Below are 16,661 nucleotides of genomic sequence, written 5' to 3' on the forward strand. Positions count from 1 at the left end.
GCCACCCTCACAGGGGGGGTGGGTTTGCAAGAGGCCGTACGTGCCGAATAATCGGACCCGGCGCTTTGAACGGCGCAAACCACGCCGGTTGTGGCACAACGTTGCGTTAGACCAAAGTCTCGGGCACTGGCCAGACGTGGCACTATGGTCGGGACTAACAAGAATAAAAGGGTCGCATTGCCGTCAGTTTGCATGGCAAGTGACCTGCATGGAGGTTCTTTCAATGCCAGTTCACCGGGACAACCCGGCGGTCGATTCCCTGAGCCCTGCTCTTTCTCCCGCCCCGGTTGAGTCGTCAGCCTCGAGAAGTGGTTCCATCAAGTTCGCCAGTCCGAAATCGGCCGACAGCCATTTGTCGCGCTCGCACCTGCTGCAGCAAATGGCCAACGCGGACGCGGCGCGCCTGATCCTGATTCGTGCCGCCGCCGGTTTCGGTAAAACCACCCTCATGCAGCAGTACCGCGAGCACTGCATGACCAGCGGCAAGCCGGTGCTGTGGATCAACCTGGAAACGGCCGACAATGACCTGCAACGCTTCGTCAACCTGCTGGACAAAGGCCTCGGCGCTTTGATTTCGCGGTCTGGCGAGCAGACGCTGGGCAACGATCCGCCCAATGCCCAGGACGTACTCGATCAACTGGTGAACAGTCCATTGCCCTTTGCGATCCTGCTCGACGAGGTCGAAGTCATCCAGAACCCCGAAGTGCTTGAGTTCCTCCAGCAACTGGTAGAGCAACTGCCTGGCGGCAGCGTCCTGGTGATGGCTTCGCGTTCCACGCCGGGCATCGGTCTTGGGCGGATTCGAGCCCGGGGTCAGCTACTGGAGATCCGTCCCGGGGATCTGCGATTTACCCCCGAAGAAGCCATGGCGTTCATTCGCGACAAGCGGCAGATTCCATTGCACGACGACGAACTGGCCACGCTGTACCGGCGTACCGAAGGCTGGATCGCCGGGCTGTACCTGGCCAGTTTGTCGCTCAAGGATCGGGATGATCACGGCGCATTCATTTCATCGTTTTCCGGATCCAACCTGGAACTGGCCGAATACCTCACCGAAGACATTTTGACTCGCCAGACCGAAGACTGCCGCGTGTTCCTGATGCAGACCAGCATCCTCGAGCAATTCTGCGTGCCACTCTGCGAGGCGGTAACCGGGCGCAGCGACAGCCGCGCCATGATCGACCACCTCGACCGCACCAACCTGTTCCTGGTCCCGGTCGACAGCCAGCAACAATGGTTTCGCTATCACCATCTGTTTGCCAGTTTCTTGCGCCATGCCCTGGATCGTCTGTATCCAGGCATGGCCCAGACCCTTCATAAAACTGCCGCGCACTGGTTTTTCGAGGCAGGGCAACCGATCCCCGGTGTCGAGCACCTGTTCAATGCCGGGCTCCTCGACGCCGCCGCCCAAGCCTTGAACACTCACCTCGATACCCTGATCGACAGTGGCCGCACGCGCCTGCTGCTGCGCTGGCTGGACCGAATCGAGGAATCGACTCGCGACCGCTATCCGCAACTCAGTCAGGCCTACGCCTGGCTGCTGGCGACCACGACCCGCCTCAAAGACGCGATGCAGGTTGCCGAGCGCCTGGAACAAGAATCGGGACCCGCCTATGCCTACGTCGCCGAGGTCCTGAAGTGCCTGCACCTGGGGGCCACCGATCAGGCCGAGGCGTGCTGCAGCAAGGGCATCGAACTGCTTGAGCGAATGCCGGCCGACGAAGTGCACCTGTACATGGTGCTGGCAAGCTCGGTGGCGATAAACATGGTCGCCAGCGGCCGCTATGACGAGGCGCGCCACCTGTTGTCCCGCACATTGCAACGCGATCCACGGGTTCATTCGAGCTTTCTGCGCCACACCTTGAGCGTCAACGAGAGCACGCTCGATCTGATCCAGGGCCGCTTGAGCAATGCCCTCGTGCGCATGCAGAGCACACCGGACCGGCCGCAAAACAACGGCCAGCGCAAGCCCCACGAAGCGAAGTTGTCGATGGACATCCTCCACGGCCTTTTGCTGTACGAGAACGGCGATTTTGCTCAAGCGCAAACGTACCTGTCGCGCAGCCTGTTTTTTGCCAAGCATGTCAGCTCCCCTGATAACCAGATCGTCACTCACGTACTGACTGCCCGCATCGCCTACCGTCAGGGCGACCGCACGACGTGGACCCGTTGCCTGATGGAACTGGAGCACATCGGCCGTCAGGTAGGTTCGCGCCGCGTCGAGTGTTCCGCCTGGCTGGAGCGAGCCCGCGTGGCAATACTGGAACAGCGCCTCGATTCGGCGGTGCAAGCCCTGCATTCGGCGGATCTGGCAGGCGATTGGGACCGCCCCGATTTCATCCGGTTCGCCAACGATATGGACACGCCGAGTATCGCCCGTCAGCGCCTGCGCATTTTCCAGGGTGAAGGCGCTGCGGCGGTCAAGGCGTTGCGCACGGCCATCGAACAGGCACGGCACTGGCAACATCACCGCCGCGAACTGAAACTGCACATTCTTCTGGCCCTGGCGCTGGACAGTATCCAGCACCCGCAGGAGGCTTTTCAGGCGCTCAATGAGGCGCTGCGCCTGGCCAGTCATGACGGTTTCCTGGCCACGTTCATTGAGGAAGGCGAGCGCATGACCGGGTTGCTGCAACGCTGGGCCACCACGGGCAAGGCTCGCTGCAAGGAGCTGGGTATCGAATGCGGATTCGTCGAAAAACTGATGCAACAGTTGGGGACCAGTGACGCAAGCATGGAAGACGCACGCAACGACAACGGGGCGCACGAAGTGCTGACCGTGCGCGAGTACCAGATCCTGCAACTGCTGGCTGCCGGGAATCGTAACCGTGAAATCGCCGAGAAAGTGTTTCTCTCGGAATTCACCGTGAAATCCCATCTGCAGAAGATCTACGCGAAACTGGAGGCCAAAGGGCGTACCGAAACCCTGGCCATCGCCCGCGCGCGGGGCTGGATCACCTGAAAGGCAAACGCTCATCGCGGGTCGCCCGCGATGAGCCCATCAGGATTGTCTACGCTTTCACACGTTCCTTAAGCTGACTGGCCGGAATGGCCACCAGCAGCACCACCGCACCCACCACCAACACGCCCGCGATCACATCGAACGCAAGGTACAAGTCTCCGGTTGCGGTTTTGATCGCTCCCACCACAATCTGGCTGATGACCCCGGCCAGACCACCGATGCAACTGATTACCGCAATCCCCACCGCCGCTGCAGAGGGCGACAGTAAGGCTGGCGGTATGCTCCAGAACAGCGACAGCGCGGACAGCGCGGCGGCAGCCCCGATGCTCATGAACACCACCGACAGCACGAGATGATCCTGGACCGGCCCCAGCAAAAAGAAACAGGTGGCGCTGAGCATCAGGGTCAGGCTCACGTGCCAGCGCCGCTCCAGCCGTTTATCTGAGCTGCGGGCCAGCAGGTACATGCCGATCAAGGCACCCATGTACGGCACGCTGGCCAACAGGCCGATGCTTTTCAGATCCTGCACGCCAAACCCGCGAATCAATGTCGGCATCCAGTAAGACACCGTGTTCGAGCCGCTGTAGATGCAAAAGAACACCAACCCGGCAATGTACACCTAGGGATTGCGCAGCACTTGCACCAGGCTGGCATTGGGCGTGTCTGCCGGCCGCCCGTGGGCCAGGCAAGCCGCCAGCATGTGTTTTTCCTGTACCGTGAGCCAGCGCGCATCATCCGGTTTATCGACCAGCCAGAACCAGCCGAACAGCCCCAGCAACATTGCCGGGACGCCTTCGAGCACAAACAGTACCTGCCAGTCGCGCAGGCCCAGCCAACCATGAAAATGGCTCATGATGGTTCCGGCGAGCGGCCCGCTGATGATGCCGGCGACCATGGCTGCCATCAGGAATACCGCCGTAATGCGCGCACGCAGAGCGGGGGGAAACCAGTACGTCAAGTACAGGATCACGCCGGGGAAGAAACCGGCCTCGGCCACGCCAAGCAGGAAGCGCGCGACAATCAACTGATCCGCCGTGGTGACAAACGCCGTGGCCACGGTGACCATGCCCCACAGCACCATGATGCGTGTCAGAGTGGCCCGCGCACCCGTGCGTTGCAGATAGATATTGCTCGGTACTTCGAACAGGATGTAGCCCAGGTAAAAAATCCCTGCGCCAAGGCCGTAGGCGGCATCCGTCAGCCCGATGTCCTCGGCCATGCGCAGCTTGGCGAAGGACACGTTCAGCCGGTCGATGGTGTTGATGGCATAGGCCAGGACCAGGTAAGGCAACAAGCGCAGGATGACCTTGCGATAGACCCCCCGGGTTTCCTCGACGGAATAATCGGACGTCGCCGGCAGGTAGTGCTCAGCAGCATGACTCATGCGGCTCTCCTTTCATGGATGATGCTGATCCTGCAGGAGCGAGCCTGCTCGCGATGGATGTCAACGATTACGCGGTCTGTCAGCAAGAACGCATCGTGTTTGAGCCCGTCGCGAGCAGGCTTGCTCCTACAGGGAGTGGTGGTTTTCAGAGGGCTTGTTCGAGTTGCGGGACCGCCTCGAACAGGTCGGCCACCAGGCCGTAGTCGGCCACCTGAAAAATCGGCGCCTCTTCGTCTTTGTTGATGGCGACGATGATTTTCGAGTCTTTCATCCCCGCCAAGTGCTGGATCGCCCCGCTGATACCGACGGCGATGTACAACTGCGGCGCGACAATCTTGCCGGTCTGTCCGACCTGCATGTCGTTGGGCACAAACCCTGCGTCAACCGCGGCGCGTGACGCTCCGACACCGGCGCCGAGCTTGTCGGCCAGGCTGTACAGGTATTGGAAGTTCTCGCCGTTTTGCATCCCGCGTCCGCCGGACACCACGATTTTCGCAGCGGTCAGCTCAGGACGATCAGACTTGGCCAGCGCTTCGCTGACAAAGCTGGAAATGCCTGCGTCATGGGCATCGGCAATGGACTCGATGGTGGCGCAGCCTCCTTCGGCGGCGACCGGGTCGAAACCGGTGGCACGCACGGTGATCACTTTGACCACCGCGCTCGACTGCACGGTAGCGATGGCGTTACCGGCGTAGATCGGGCGCTTGAAGGTGTCAGGGCTTTCTACCGAAATGATCTCGGAGATCTGGTCAACGTCCAGTGCCGCAGCAACGCGCGGCAGGATGTTCTTGCCGCAGGACGTGGCAGGCGCCAAAACATGGGTGAAAATGGTGTGCTGCTCGACCACCAGGCGGGTGACCAAAGGTGCGACGTTTTCCGCAAGCTGATGGGCATAGACCGGATGATCCACCCACAGCACTTTGGCCACCCCTGCGATGTTTGCAGCGCACTCAGCCACGGTCCCCACACCCTGCCCCGCAACCAGCACATGGATGTCACCACCGATTTCAGCGGCGGCAGCCACGGTATTGAGCGTGGCCGTGGCCAGCGTGTTGTTGTCGTGCTCAGCGATTACCAGGATTGCCATTCAAATCACCTTCGCTTCGTTTTTCAGTTTCTCGACCAGTTCCGCCACCGACTTGACCTTGATGCCCGCGCTGCGTGTCGCGGGCGCTTGAACTTTGAGGACGGTGTTGGTGGAGGCGGTGCAAACACCCAAAGCATCCGGGGTCAGCACTTCAAGAGGCTTCTTCTTGGCCTTCATGATGTTCGGCAGGGACGCATAGCGCGGTTCGTTCAAACGCAGATCGGTGGTGACGATGGCGGGCAATTTCAGGGAAACCGTCTGCATGCCGCTGTCGATTTCACGGGAGACGTTGATCTTGTCACCGACGATCTCGACCTTCGAGGCGAAGGTACCCTGTGCAAAGCCCGTGAGTGCGCCGAGCATCTGCCCGGTCTGGTTGTTGTCGCTGTCGATCGCTTGTTTGCCGAGGATCACCAGCTGCGGTTGCTCCTGATCGACAACGGCCTTGAGCAGCCTGGCGATGGCCAGCGAGCTCAGTTCGTCGTCGCTCTCGATCAGGATGGCGCGGTCTGCACCCAAGGCCAGCGCGGTGCGCAATTGTTCCTGGGCGGCGGCAGGCCCGACACTGACCACGACGACTTCATTGGCGACGCCCTGCTCTTTGAGGCGCACCGCTTCTTCCACGGCAATTTCGCAGAAGGGGTTCAGGGCCATTTTGACGTTGGCCAGGTCCATGCCGGACTGGTCTTCCTTGACGCGAACCTTGACATTGAAGTCGACCACGCGCTTGACGGCTACGAGGACTTTCATCAGATAACTCCAAAATGAATGGATCTTTTTTTGTAGGAGCGAGCTTGCTCCGGCCGGTGATCCGACGAAGCACTCCAGGACGGCGCGGTTATTCAGCGTGTACGCGTTATCGTTGACGTCCATCGCGAGCGGGCTCGCTCCTGCTGGGGATTGGGGATGACGGGCTACTCGTCTTGCATCAGGTCGCTGTAGGCCTGCAGGTGATGGTCGTCGTCGCCGAACTGGCGAGCGATCATCAGCAGATGTTTGGCGTGATGCGACAGCACGTATTCCCAGGTCAAACCGATACCGCCGTGCAACTGAATGCCCTGATCGGCGACATAACGCGCGGCACGGCAGACGGTGTATTTAGCGGCAGCCAGTGTTCGGCTGCGTTCAGGGCTGTCCGGCTCGTTGGCCACGCAAGCGGCGAGCATGGTCATCGAAGTCGCCTGGTCCAGTTCGATGTGCATGTCCACCATGCGGTGCTGCAAGGCCTGGAATTTGCCGATGACCTGGCCGAATTGCTTACGGGTCTTGAGATAATCAAGCGTCAACGCGCAAGTTGCCTCCAGACTGCCAACCGCCTGCGCGCATTGTGCGGCGATGGCGCGTCCCTGCTGATAACGCAAGGCATCGAGTGCCTTGCCGTGCTCACCCAATACGGCGGCATTGCTGACAACCACGTTGTCCAGGAACAGGTCGCAAGCCCGGCGACCGTCCATGGTCGGATATTCCCGTATGCTCACGCCCGGGGCTGCCGGATCGACCAGGAACAGGCCGATGCCCGCCTCGTCACGCACTTCACCGGATACCCGCGCCGAGACCAGAATCAAGCCGGCGCTCTGGCCGGCGACCACCACCGATTTGCGTCCGCTGAGCGACCAGCCGCCATTGACCGCTTCGGCACGGGTCTGGACATCGTGCAACTGGTAATGGCTTTGCGGTTCATCGATGGCCACGGCCAATTGCAGCTCGGCACTGGCCACTTGCGGCAGCAGTTCGTTCTTTTGCGCGGCATTGCCCAGTTGATCGATCAGCCCGCCGGCATAGATCACCGAATGCAGCCACGGCTCCAGGCACAGACCGCGCCCGAGCTCCTGGGCCACCAGCATGACGTCCACGCCATTGCCACCGAACCCCCCGAATGCCTCGGCGAACGGTACCGAGGCAAGTCCCAGCTCTCCCATCTGCTGCCAGAACTCGTCGCTGAAGCCTTTGGCACTGTCGCGAAACTGTTCGCGCTGCTCGAAACTGTAGGTGTCACGCACCAGTCGGGCAGCCGTGTCTTGCAGCATTTGCTGCTCTTGTGAAAGTTTAAAGTCCATGGCCTGCCCCTTAGAGTTCGAGAATCATCTTGGCGATGATGTTCTTCTGGATTTCAGTGGACCCGCCGTAGACCGAGGCTTTGCGCATGTCCAGGTACTGGCAGGTCGACGAGTTGCTGAACTCGCTGTGCAGCAGTTCGCCTTCATGGTCATAGCTCAACTCGTCTTTAAGAAACGGATTGGCATAGGCCCCCACCACTTTGGTCAGAAGGTAAGTAATCGCCTGACGGATCTCGGTGCCCTTGATTTTCAGGATCGAACTTTCTGAACCCGGAACGCCGCCCTCCTGGGCCGAGGCCAGAATGCGCAGGTTGCTCATGGCAATGGCCATCAGCTGGATTTCCACATCGGCGATCTGCGCACGCAAGTGCGGGTCTTCGATCAACGGCTTGCCGTTGCGATACTCTTGTCGGGCAACCTGCTTGAGACGCGAGAGCATGGCCTTGGCGATGCCGATCCCGGCGATCGTCGTGCGTTCATGCGTCAGCAGATACTTGGCACAGGTCCAGCCCTCGTTCTCACGGCCGACCAGGTTGTGTACCGGTACACGCACGTTGTCGAGGAACACTTCGTTGACGTAATGACCGCCGTCGAGGGTAATGATCGGCCGCACGGTGATGCCCGGGGTTTTCATGTCGATCAGCAGGAAGGAAATACCCCTTTGCTGTTGCGCATCGGCATCGGTACGCACCAGGCAGAACATCCAGTCGGCCATATGGCCGGTTGACGTCCAGGTCTTCTGGCCATTGACCACGTAATGGTCGCCGTCGCGCACCGCACGGGTGCGCAGGCTGGCCAGGTCAGACCCGGCGCCAGGCTCGGAGTAGCCCTGGCACCACCAGTCATCGCAGTTGAGAATGCGCGGCAGGAAATGCGCCTTTTGTTCTTCGGTGCCGAATTTGATAATCACCGGCCCGACCATATTGATGCCAAACGGTACAATCCGCGGTGAACCGGCAACCGAACATTCTTCGTCGAAAATGTGCTTCTGCACGGCGCTCCAGCCCGTGCCTCCCTGCTCCACCGGCCAGCTTGCCGCCAGCCAGCCCTGGTCATTAAGGGTGCGCATCCAGAGTACCTGGTCGTCTTTGCATACCGACTTGCCCTGGTTGATCCTGGCCGCGATGTTTTGCGGCAGGTTTGCCTTGAGAAATGCGCGAACTTCCTCGCGGAACGTCACTTCCTCGGGACTGAAATGAATATCCATGTGGTACCTCAACAGTGAGTCGCCAGCCTGTGGCCGGTCTTGTTTTGCACGTGCTGCAAAGGGGCTGCGTGCCGCCGCAGTCGTTGGCACTGCGACGGCACACTGCATTTATTGATCGAAGAGGATGACCGAGCGAGCCAGCTCACCCCGACGCAGTTCGTCGAAGGCTTCGTTGATCTGCTCCAGTTTGATCCGCTGCGAGATCATTTCATCGAGCTTGAGCCGGCCCTGCATGTAGAAGTCGGTCAGGCGCGGCAGGTCTACCGGGAAGCGGTTGGAACCCATGAACGAACCCTGGATACGACGCTCATGCAGGAGTGCCAGTGGATCGAGCTCCAGCTTCACACCCGGCTTGATCATGCCGATCACCGTCGCGGTACCACCGCGAGCCAGCATGCCAAAAGCCTGTTCGGCGGTTTGCTTGAGGCCGATGCATTCAAACGCGTGATGCACGCCGCCACGGGTCAATTCCAGCACCTGTGCGACCGCACTGCCGTCTTTGGCGTTGACCACATCGGTGGCGCCGAACTGCCTGGCCAGTTCCAGCTTCGAGTCGAGCATGTCGACGGCAATAATCCGTCCCGCACCGGCCAGCGCCGCACCGTTGATGGTGGCCAGGCCGATGCCGCCACAGCCGATCACCGCGACGGTTTCGCCCGGACGAACCTTGGCGGTATTGAACACGGCGCCAGTCCCGGTGGTGACCGCGCACCCCAGCAAGGCGGCTCGGTCGAGCGGCATGTCCCGGCGAATCGCGACCAGCGCATTCTCATGCACCAACATTTGCTCAGCGTAAGCCGACAGGTTGATGAACTGCGTCATCGGCTTTTTGATGTAGGTCAGGCGTGACTCTTCATCCGCACCGCGTTTGGTCTCTGGAGACACGCACAGCGACAGGTGCCCGGTGACGCAGTGCTCGCAGTGGCCGCAATAGGCCGACAGGCAGGTCACCACATGATCACCCGGCTTCACCGTGCGCACCAGGGAACCCACTTGCTCGACGATGCCCGACGCTTCGTGGCCGAGGACGACCGGTTTCGGATGCGGATACGCGCCATCGACGAAGTGCAGGTCGGAGTGGCAGACGCCCACCGCAACGGTACGCACCAGCACTTCCCGGGGTCCGGGTTTGCTGATGCCGACTTCTTCGATGGTCATTGGCAAACCGGGAGCATGGAATACGGCAGCTTTCATTTTTTATTCTCTTTTAAAAGCATGAAGTGAATGGCGACGGCGAGCGCTATGAGCGCACCCGCCATGCCGGTGGTTGTCTCAGCGCTTGATCATCGACCCGACGAACTGGCGTACCTGTTCGCTGTAGGGAGGTCGCATCGCGTCCGGCCCATCGACAGCGCGCAGTACCGATTTGCCATGGCTGAACGTGCGGAAACCGTCGACGCCGTGGTAGCAGCCCATGCCGCTATGGCCGACACCGCCAAAGGGCAATGTCTCGACACCGCCATGGCGCAGCACGTCATTGAGGGTCACGCCACCAGAGGTGGTACGGTTGAGCACGAAGGACTCTTCGCCGGCATCGTTACCGAAGTAGTACAGGCCCAGTGGGCGTGGGTGCGAGTTGATGTAGCTGACCACGTCGGCAAAGGATTTGTAGGGTTTGAACGGCAACAACGGGCCGAAGATTTCGTCCTGCATGATCTGTAGTTCGTCCCCTGGATTACGCAGCAGGGTCGGCGCCATCTTGTGGTGCGGCTGGCCGCGCAATTGCTCGACAGCCGGGTTCAGTTCGATCAGCTCGACACCCGCCTCGCGCGCCTCATTCAGGTAACTGTGCAGGCGCTCGAAGTGACGGGCGTTGATCACCGAGGTGTAATCCGGGTTGTCGAGCAAGGTCGGGTACAACGTTGTAACCACTTCCCGGGCCATTGCAACGAACGCGTCCTGTTGCTCTTCGGGCACAAAGACATAGTCCGGTGCCAGACAGATTTGCCCGGCGTTGTGCAGTTTGCCGGTGAGGATTTTGGTCACTGCGGTTTTCATGTCGGCGGTGCGCGAAATGATGGTCGGTGACTTGCCGCCCAGCTCCAGGGTCACCGGCACCAGGTTCTCGGCGGCGGCGCGCATGACGTGCTTGCCAATGCTACTGGCACCGGTGAACAACAGATGGTCAAACGGTTGCTGGCTGAAGGCATGGCCGATGTCAGGACCACCGGTGATGATCGCGACTTCATCCTCGGCATAGACTTCGCGCAAGATGCGCGCCAGCAACGCCGAAGTGTTCGGATTGTATTCGGAGACCTTGATCATCACGCGATTGCCTGCCGCCAGGGCCCCGGCCAAACCGTTGAAGACCATGTTCCCCGGGAAGTTCCAGGCGGTGAGAATGCCCACCACGCCCAGCGGCTGATACTGTACCCATGCCTCCCCGCGGTCGGTGGCCCGCTGTTCCGGCTGCATCCATTCGGCGATTTTGGCCTTGGTATACTTCAAGGATGCCAGGGGGCCCAAAACATCCAGCATGCGCGAGAAATCAGGGCTGCGATGACCGAAGTCAGCCGACAAGGCATCGACGATGTCGTGCTGGTAATCGACCAGCAGGCCAATGGCCCGGTCGATCAATTCGCAGCGCTGTTCGGCCGTCCACGGTTCATCGGCCACGCAGGCGGCACGTTGCTTGTCCAGGATCACGCGAATATCAGCGGCGTTCAGGTTTTCGTTGGCACTCATGGTGTTCGGACTTCCATGCAATGGTGGGCGGTTCGGGAGCTTCCAATCCGGTGTCGTCCCGCTACACTGGCGGGCTCGAAGCATGAATCGGGTGTTGCTCATGACAGGCGATACTAGAAAGGGCCACCCCGGCACGACGACAACCAAAGGTAGGATGCATGGAAGGGTTTGAACGTAGTTCCAATGAACCAGCACAGGGAGCAAAGCCACCCGTTCGCGCTGGAAAATTCCTGGCGCCGGCCAGCCTGCCAGGCCAATTGGAACGTTCGACTTTGCTTGCACAACTCGAACAATACGAAGGCGTGCGCCTGATCCTGATCAGCGCCTGTGCCGGGTACGGCAAGACCACGCTGTTGCAGCAATACCGCGAGCGCTGCATCAACGCCGGTCGACGGGTGTTGTGGTGCAACCTTGATCAGGCCGACAACGAGCCAGCCCGGCTGCTCCATGTGTTGTCCATCGGTTTGCGCGAACTGGGTCTGCTTGAGGAGTACACGCCTGACGAAGGCGAGCCGGCGCGTTACGAGCAATGGTTGCTGGAGCACCTCGCTGCCAGTAGCGAAACCTTCACCCTCCTGCTGGATGATTTCCAGGCCATTGACAATCCGCAGGCCCTGGATTTTTTCCAGCGCCTGCTCAAGGCATTGCCCGTTGGCAGCACATTGGCCATCGCTGCGCGCACAACGCCGGACATCAACCTGGGGCGGTTACGGGCCCGAGGCGAGTTGCTGGAGATCGGCACCGATGCATTACGCCTGAGCATCGAGGAAACGGCCGGTTATATCCTGCAAAAGCGTCAACTGCCGCTGGACGCCGTCGACATCGGCAACCTGCACCAGCGCTGCGAAGGCTGGATTACCGGGATCTACCTCGCGACCCTGTCTCTGCAACGGCACAGCGATCCGGCAGCATTTATTGCTTCGTTCAATGGTTCCAACCCGGCGCTGGCCGAGTACTTTGCCGAAGACGTTCTGGCCAGGCAGACCGCGCAGCGCCAGCAATTCCTGTTGCAGACCAGCGTGCTGTCGCGGTTCTGCCCTGCCCTGTGCGATGCCGTCACCGGCCACAGCGACAGCAAAGCCATGATCGAATCGCTGGAGCGGGACAACCTGTTCGTTGTTGCAACAGACGACCAGCGCCAATGGTTTCGTTTTCACAGCCTGTTCGCAGACTTCCTCCTGCAATCGCTCAAACAACATTCGGACAAATTCGAACAGCAACATCGTGCGGCGGCTTACTGGTTCTTCACCAACGATCAGCCGGTGGATGCCCTGGAGCATCTGTTTGCCGCGCACGCCGTCGATGAGGCCGCCAAACAACTGGTGTTGCACATCGATGAACTGGTGGAAAACGGCCATGCGAGCCTGCTGATGCGCTGGCTCTCGCGCATTCCGGTCGAGATACGGGATCTGCATCCCCGACTGGGCATTGCCTATGCGTGGGCGTTACTCCATGCGCGTCGCCACAAAGACGCGCTTCAGGTCCTGGAAAACCCGGCGTTGGCCGACGAACACCACTACGTCTATCCGCTGTTGTTGCTGATCGGCGACCGGGTCCACGAGGCGTTGCTGGCCAGTACCGAACTGCTGGAGCGACTCGGCCCCCAGGACACGTTGTCCTATCGGTTGACGGCGTTTGTGCAGGCCTGCTCGCTGTTCTACAGCGGACGCTTCGATGAAGCGCGCAACAAGCTTGGCAGTGCGGGGCTACGCGAGGCACAACGTGAGTCGGCCTACCTGCGCGATGTCTCCGATGCCCTGGAGGCGATGCTCGACCTGACCCAAGGGCAACTCGACAGTGCCCTGACCCGTGTGGATGCCGCCATGCGCCGCAGTCGTGAGTCGTTTGCCGGAACTCCGCCCGTAGGGTTTCCCATCCTGCAAACCATCCATTGCGTGGTGCTTTACGAAACCGCTGCCCTGGATGAAGCCCAGCGGCGACTCAGCGAACTGTTGCCTTATGCCAGGGAACACGCCGCGCCAGACTCGTTGATCAGCATCCATGTATTGCTGGCACGCATTGCCTACCTGAACGCAGATCGCCCGAACTGGATGCGTCACCTGGCCGATCTCGACCAGTTGGGCCAGGTGGCGGGCTCCACGCGCATTCTCTGCTCGACCTGGCTGGAGCGCGCACGTGTCGCCACTCTGGAAAATCGCCTGGATACCGCCGATCACGCCATGCGCGCGGCCGAACAGTTAAGTGACTGGGAACAGACGGGGGTGACACTGAGCGCCAACGATGTCGATATACCTTTTATCGCTCGCCAGCGCCTGCGCATCGCTCAAGGTGACGGCGATTGCGCCGAGCCGTTGCGCCAGGCTATCGATCAGGCACTGCAACGCCACCAGCATCGCCGCGCCCTGAAACTGCGTCTGTTGCTGGCCATGGCACTGGATGGCACAAAACAGCACAAGGAGGCCCTGGAACAACTGACGCTGGCCTTGCGCTTCGCCAGCCACGTGGGTTTCATCCGCACCTTTCTCGACGAAGGCGCACCCTTGGCGGCCGTACTGGAACGCTGGTCGGTGACCTTTCATGGCCAGGAACAGGCACTGGGCATCCGTGCAGGCTTTATCGCCCTGTTGTTGAAGGGCGAGAGCAGCAGCCAGAAAGTCGAGGGCAACAGCGAAGACGCGACAACGACCAATCTGTCCAACCGTGAACTGCAAGTGGTGCGCATGCTGGCGTTGGGTTATCGCAACCGCGAAATCGCGGAAAAGATGTTTCTTTCCGAGCTGACGGTGAAATCGCACCTGCGCAAGATCAACACCAAACTCGGTGCCGGGGGACGCACCGAGGCGGTGTCGATCGCGCGGGCCCAAGGGTTGCTGGACTGAACGTCACTTCACAACGGGCCATTGGTAAAGCGCCGGTTCTTTGCGCATGAACCGCGCGGCGGCTGCCTGGACATAGGGCGAAGTCATCGCTACCGCCTGGGCGGCGGCTTCGCCATCGAGTTGCGTGGCCAGATCGACGTCGAAGGTGCGCGCCAACAGGCGTTTGCTCAGGCCGAAAGCGACCGTCGACACATTGCTCAGGCTGCGCGCCAGTTCTTGCGCACGCGCTCGAAACCGGTCGGCGGGATGCACTTCAAGCGCGATGCCCAGCGCCAGGGCTTCTTGCGCAGAGACTTCGCGGGCGGAATAGATAATCTCCCTGGCTTTGGGCAACCCGACGATGCGCGGCAAGGTGTGAGATGCACCCATGTCCGGAACAAGGCCTATACGGGCAAACGCCATGCAGAAGCGTGCCCGGTCCGAGGCGATCAGAAAGTCAGCGGCCAGAGCCAGACTGAAGCCGGCGCCGAACGCAACGCCATCCACGGCGGCGATCACGGGCCGGTCGAAGGTCGCCAGTGCAACGAGCACACGGTTGAAAGGGTCTATTCGCTGGAGCACATCGATCGCTGCGATTGCGTCACCCATTTTGCTGACGTCGGCCCCGGAACAAAAATCGCACCCGGCGCCCGTCAACAACAGCGCCTTGACCGCCGGATTCGCACGAAGACTCTCCAGCGCCTGGCGTAACTCATCGGCCATTTGCAGGGTGATTGCATTCTTGCGCTCGGGACGTTTGAGAGTCAGCGTCGCCAGGCCCTCTTCAATGGATAATTCAACGAAAGTGTTCAGTACAGTCATGAAGTAACCTCGATGTTTTTATTGTGTTGTCGCAGCGCTCACTTGAGCGGCTCGAGGTTACGGCAGGCACAGGTGCGAAGCGTCCTACCCAGGCCGGGGGGGAGCTCGTTGCAAGCATTGGAAGTGATCCATCGATTCGCTGGACAGTCTTGCCAACATCCAACCTCTGAAGCGTCCTTACGCACCCACGGCCATCGCATGTTCAACGAACGCCAGCAATTGATCGTGTAATTGCTTGAGCGGAATATCGGACGGGTCCAGCAAAAACTGCAGCATGGTCCCGCGCAAGGCGCCCAGAATCAGCATCGCACCGGCCATCGGGTCGACCTGCGCGCGGATCTCGCCGCTGGCGATGCCTTCGCTGATGTAGTGCGCCAGATGCTGCTGCACCGAGCGGTTGTATTCGGCGAGAATTTGCGCGATGTCCGAATCCTGGGTTACCGCTTCGGCCATCAGTGCCAGCAAGGCGCGGGTGTTGATCCAGTCGCCATCGTTGCGTCCCAGATAAATGCTGACAAAGCCCTTGAGCGCGTCGATGCCGGGACGCCACCGCGAGGACTCGGCCTCCACCAGGTGCATGAAGCTCGAATTGACGAAACCCGCCAGGGCGCGCAACAAACCGGCCTTGTTACCGAAATGGTGGGTCGCCAGGCCGCGGCTGAACCCGGCCTCCTCACCCACCTCGGACAGGGTCATGCCGACCCAGCCTTTGCGCGCAACAATTTGCCGTGCCGCGATCAGTAACCGTTGTTCAGCCTCGGCGCGACGTTCGACCTGGGTGCGACGGGTGGACGCCTGAGTGGTTTTTTCAACGGGTTCCATCGGTAGTTCCTTACTGACCTGTAAATACGGGTGGGCGTCGTTCGGCCATCGCCTGGATGCCTTCGGCGAAATCGGCACTGACAATCTGCCATTCCTGCTCGCTGGCTTCCCGATCGATGATCCGGTCGACCGCATCGGCCAACCCGCTGCGCAGGGTTTCACGGCTGGACATGACGGCCATGGGCGCCGAAGCGGCAATTTCTTCGGCCAGATCCCGGGCGGCCTGTCGCTCCAGCCCCGGCTCTGCCAGCACGTCGGCCAGCCCGATGCGCACGGCTTCGCGGCCATCGATGCGGCGCCCCGTGGCGATCAGCAGCGAGGCCATTTGCGGGCCGACCAATCGCGGCATGGTAACCGAAATCCCGAACCCCTGATGAATGCCCAAGCGGTTGAAGTTGGCAGAAAACCGGGCTTTCTCACTGGTGACCCGGAAGTCGGCGACCAGCGCCAAACCCAGTCCCCCACCAATGGCGGCACCCTCCACCACACAAATCAGCGGTTTGCGGTTGCGAAACAAACGCACCGCCGATTTGTAGACGCGACGCGGGTATTGCGCATCGCGTTGATCGGCGCCGGAAAAGTCCGCACCGGCACAAAACACTTTGCCCTCGGCTTGCAGGATGACCACGCGGCACTCCGGTAAATCGTCGAGATAGTCCAGTGTGTCGGCCAGGTCCTTGATCAACTGGGCATCGAAGAAATTCAGCGGCGGCCGGTTGAAACCCAGCGTTGCGACATGCCCTTGTAGGTCCAGCGTGAGGCCGTGGCCAGGGATAAACGCGGTGTGAACAGACATAAACACTCCAGGATTGAAAT

Annotated in this window: 13 protein-coding genes; 2 read left to right on the top strand and 11 right to left on the bottom strand. The window is 60.6% G+C overall.

Going from position 1 to position 16,661, the window contains the following annotated elements:
- Window positions 1-223 precede the first annotated feature (223 nt).
- On the top strand, window positions 224-2,962 hold the full coding sequence (locus QMK58_RS16495) for a LuxR C-terminal-related transcriptional regulator (RefSeq protein ID WP_320395052.1): 2,739 nt from the start codon (window positions 224-226) through the stop codon (window positions 2,960-2,962).
- Window positions 2,963-3,011: 49 nt separating this feature from the next.
- Here the strand turns inward: QMK58_RS16495 and QMK58_RS16500 are convergent, their stop codons facing one another.
- The 8 genes from QMK58_RS16500 to QMK58_RS16535 form a co-directional block, all read right to left on the bottom strand.
- Window positions 3,012-3,581 carry an MFS transporter gene (locus QMK58_RS16500; RefSeq protein ID WP_320395053.1) on the bottom strand — a complete coding sequence of 190 codons (570 nt, stop codon included), beginning with the start codon at window positions 3,579-3,581 and terminating at the stop codon, window positions 3,012-3,014.
- Complete coding sequence (locus QMK58_RS16505; protein ID WP_320395054.1) at window positions 3,582-4,346, bottom strand: MFS transporter; 765 nt, start codon at window positions 4,344-4,346, stop codon at window positions 3,582-3,584.
- A 145-nt stretch (window positions 4,347-4,491) separates the two neighbouring features.
- Window positions 4,492-5,433, bottom strand: a complete 942-nt coding sequence (locus QMK58_RS16510; protein WP_053159142.1) for an electron transfer flavoprotein subunit alpha/FixB family protein — start codon at window positions 5,431-5,433, stop codon at window positions 4,492-4,494.
- Window positions 5,434-6,183 carry an electron transfer flavoprotein subunit beta/FixA family protein gene (locus QMK58_RS16515; RefSeq protein ID WP_320395055.1) on the bottom strand — a complete coding sequence of 250 codons (750 nt, stop codon included), beginning with the start codon at window positions 6,181-6,183 and terminating at the stop codon, window positions 5,434-5,436.
- Between the two features lie 164 nt (window positions 6,184-6,347).
- Window positions 6,348-7,490, bottom strand: coding sequence for an acyl-CoA dehydrogenase (locus tag QMK58_RS16520; RefSeq protein WP_320395056.1), 1,143 nt, complete (start codon window positions 7,488-7,490; stop codon window positions 6,348-6,350).
- 10 nt (window positions 7,491-7,500) lie between these two features.
- Window positions 7,501-8,697 carry an acyl-CoA dehydrogenase family protein gene (locus tag QMK58_RS16525; protein WP_053159138.1) on the bottom strand — a complete coding sequence of 399 codons (1,197 nt, stop codon included), beginning with the start codon at window positions 8,695-8,697 and terminating at the stop codon, window positions 7,501-7,503.
- A 108-nt stretch (window positions 8,698-8,805) separates the two neighbouring features.
- A complete protein-coding gene (locus QMK58_RS16530) occupies window positions 8,806-9,891 on the bottom strand; it encodes a Zn-dependent alcohol dehydrogenase (protein WP_053159136.1) in 1,086 nt (361 codons plus the stop codon).
- A gap of 78 nt (window positions 9,892-9,969) precedes the next feature.
- Window positions 9,970-11,382, bottom strand: a complete 1,413-nt coding sequence (locus QMK58_RS16535) for a coniferyl aldehyde dehydrogenase (RefSeq protein WP_320395057.1) — start codon at window positions 11,380-11,382, stop codon at window positions 9,970-9,972.
- A gap of 158 nt (window positions 11,383-11,540) precedes the next feature.
- Here QMK58_RS16535 and QMK58_RS16540 point away from each other — a divergent pair, with 158 nt between their 5' ends.
- Entirely contained in the window at window positions 11,541-14,222 is a 2,682-nt protein-coding gene (locus QMK58_RS16540) for a LuxR C-terminal-related transcriptional regulator (protein WP_053159131.1), read from the top strand.
- A 3-nt stretch (window positions 14,223-14,225) separates the two neighbouring features.
- Here the strand turns inward: QMK58_RS16540 and QMK58_RS16545 are convergent, their stop codons facing one another.
- The 3 genes from QMK58_RS16545 to QMK58_RS16555 all read right to left on the bottom strand — a co-directional run bounded on the left by QMK58_RS16545 (window position 14,226) and on the right by QMK58_RS16555 (window position 16,641).
- Window positions 14,226-15,023 (bottom strand): enoyl-CoA hydratase/isomerase family protein, encoded by a 798-nt coding sequence (locus QMK58_RS16545; RefSeq protein WP_320395058.1) that lies wholly within the window; start codon window positions 15,021-15,023, stop codon window positions 14,226-14,228.
- A gap of 177 nt (window positions 15,024-15,200) precedes the next feature.
- Window positions 15,201-15,845, bottom strand: a complete 645-nt coding sequence (locus tag QMK58_RS16550) for a TetR/AcrR family transcriptional regulator (RefSeq protein ID WP_053159127.1) — start codon at window positions 15,843-15,845, stop codon at window positions 15,201-15,203.
- Between the two features lie 10 nt (window positions 15,846-15,855).
- Window positions 15,856-16,641, bottom strand: a complete 786-nt coding sequence (locus QMK58_RS16555) for an enoyl-CoA hydratase/isomerase family protein (RefSeq protein WP_053159125.1) — start codon at window positions 16,639-16,641, stop codon at window positions 15,856-15,858.
- Between the last annotated feature and the right edge of the window lie 20 nt (window positions 16,642-16,661).

This window comes from Pseudomonas sp. P8_241, assembly GCF_034008315.1.
In the GTDB taxonomy this organism is placed as follows: domain Bacteria; phylum Pseudomonadota; class Gammaproteobacteria; order Pseudomonadales; family Pseudomonadaceae; genus Aquipseudomonas.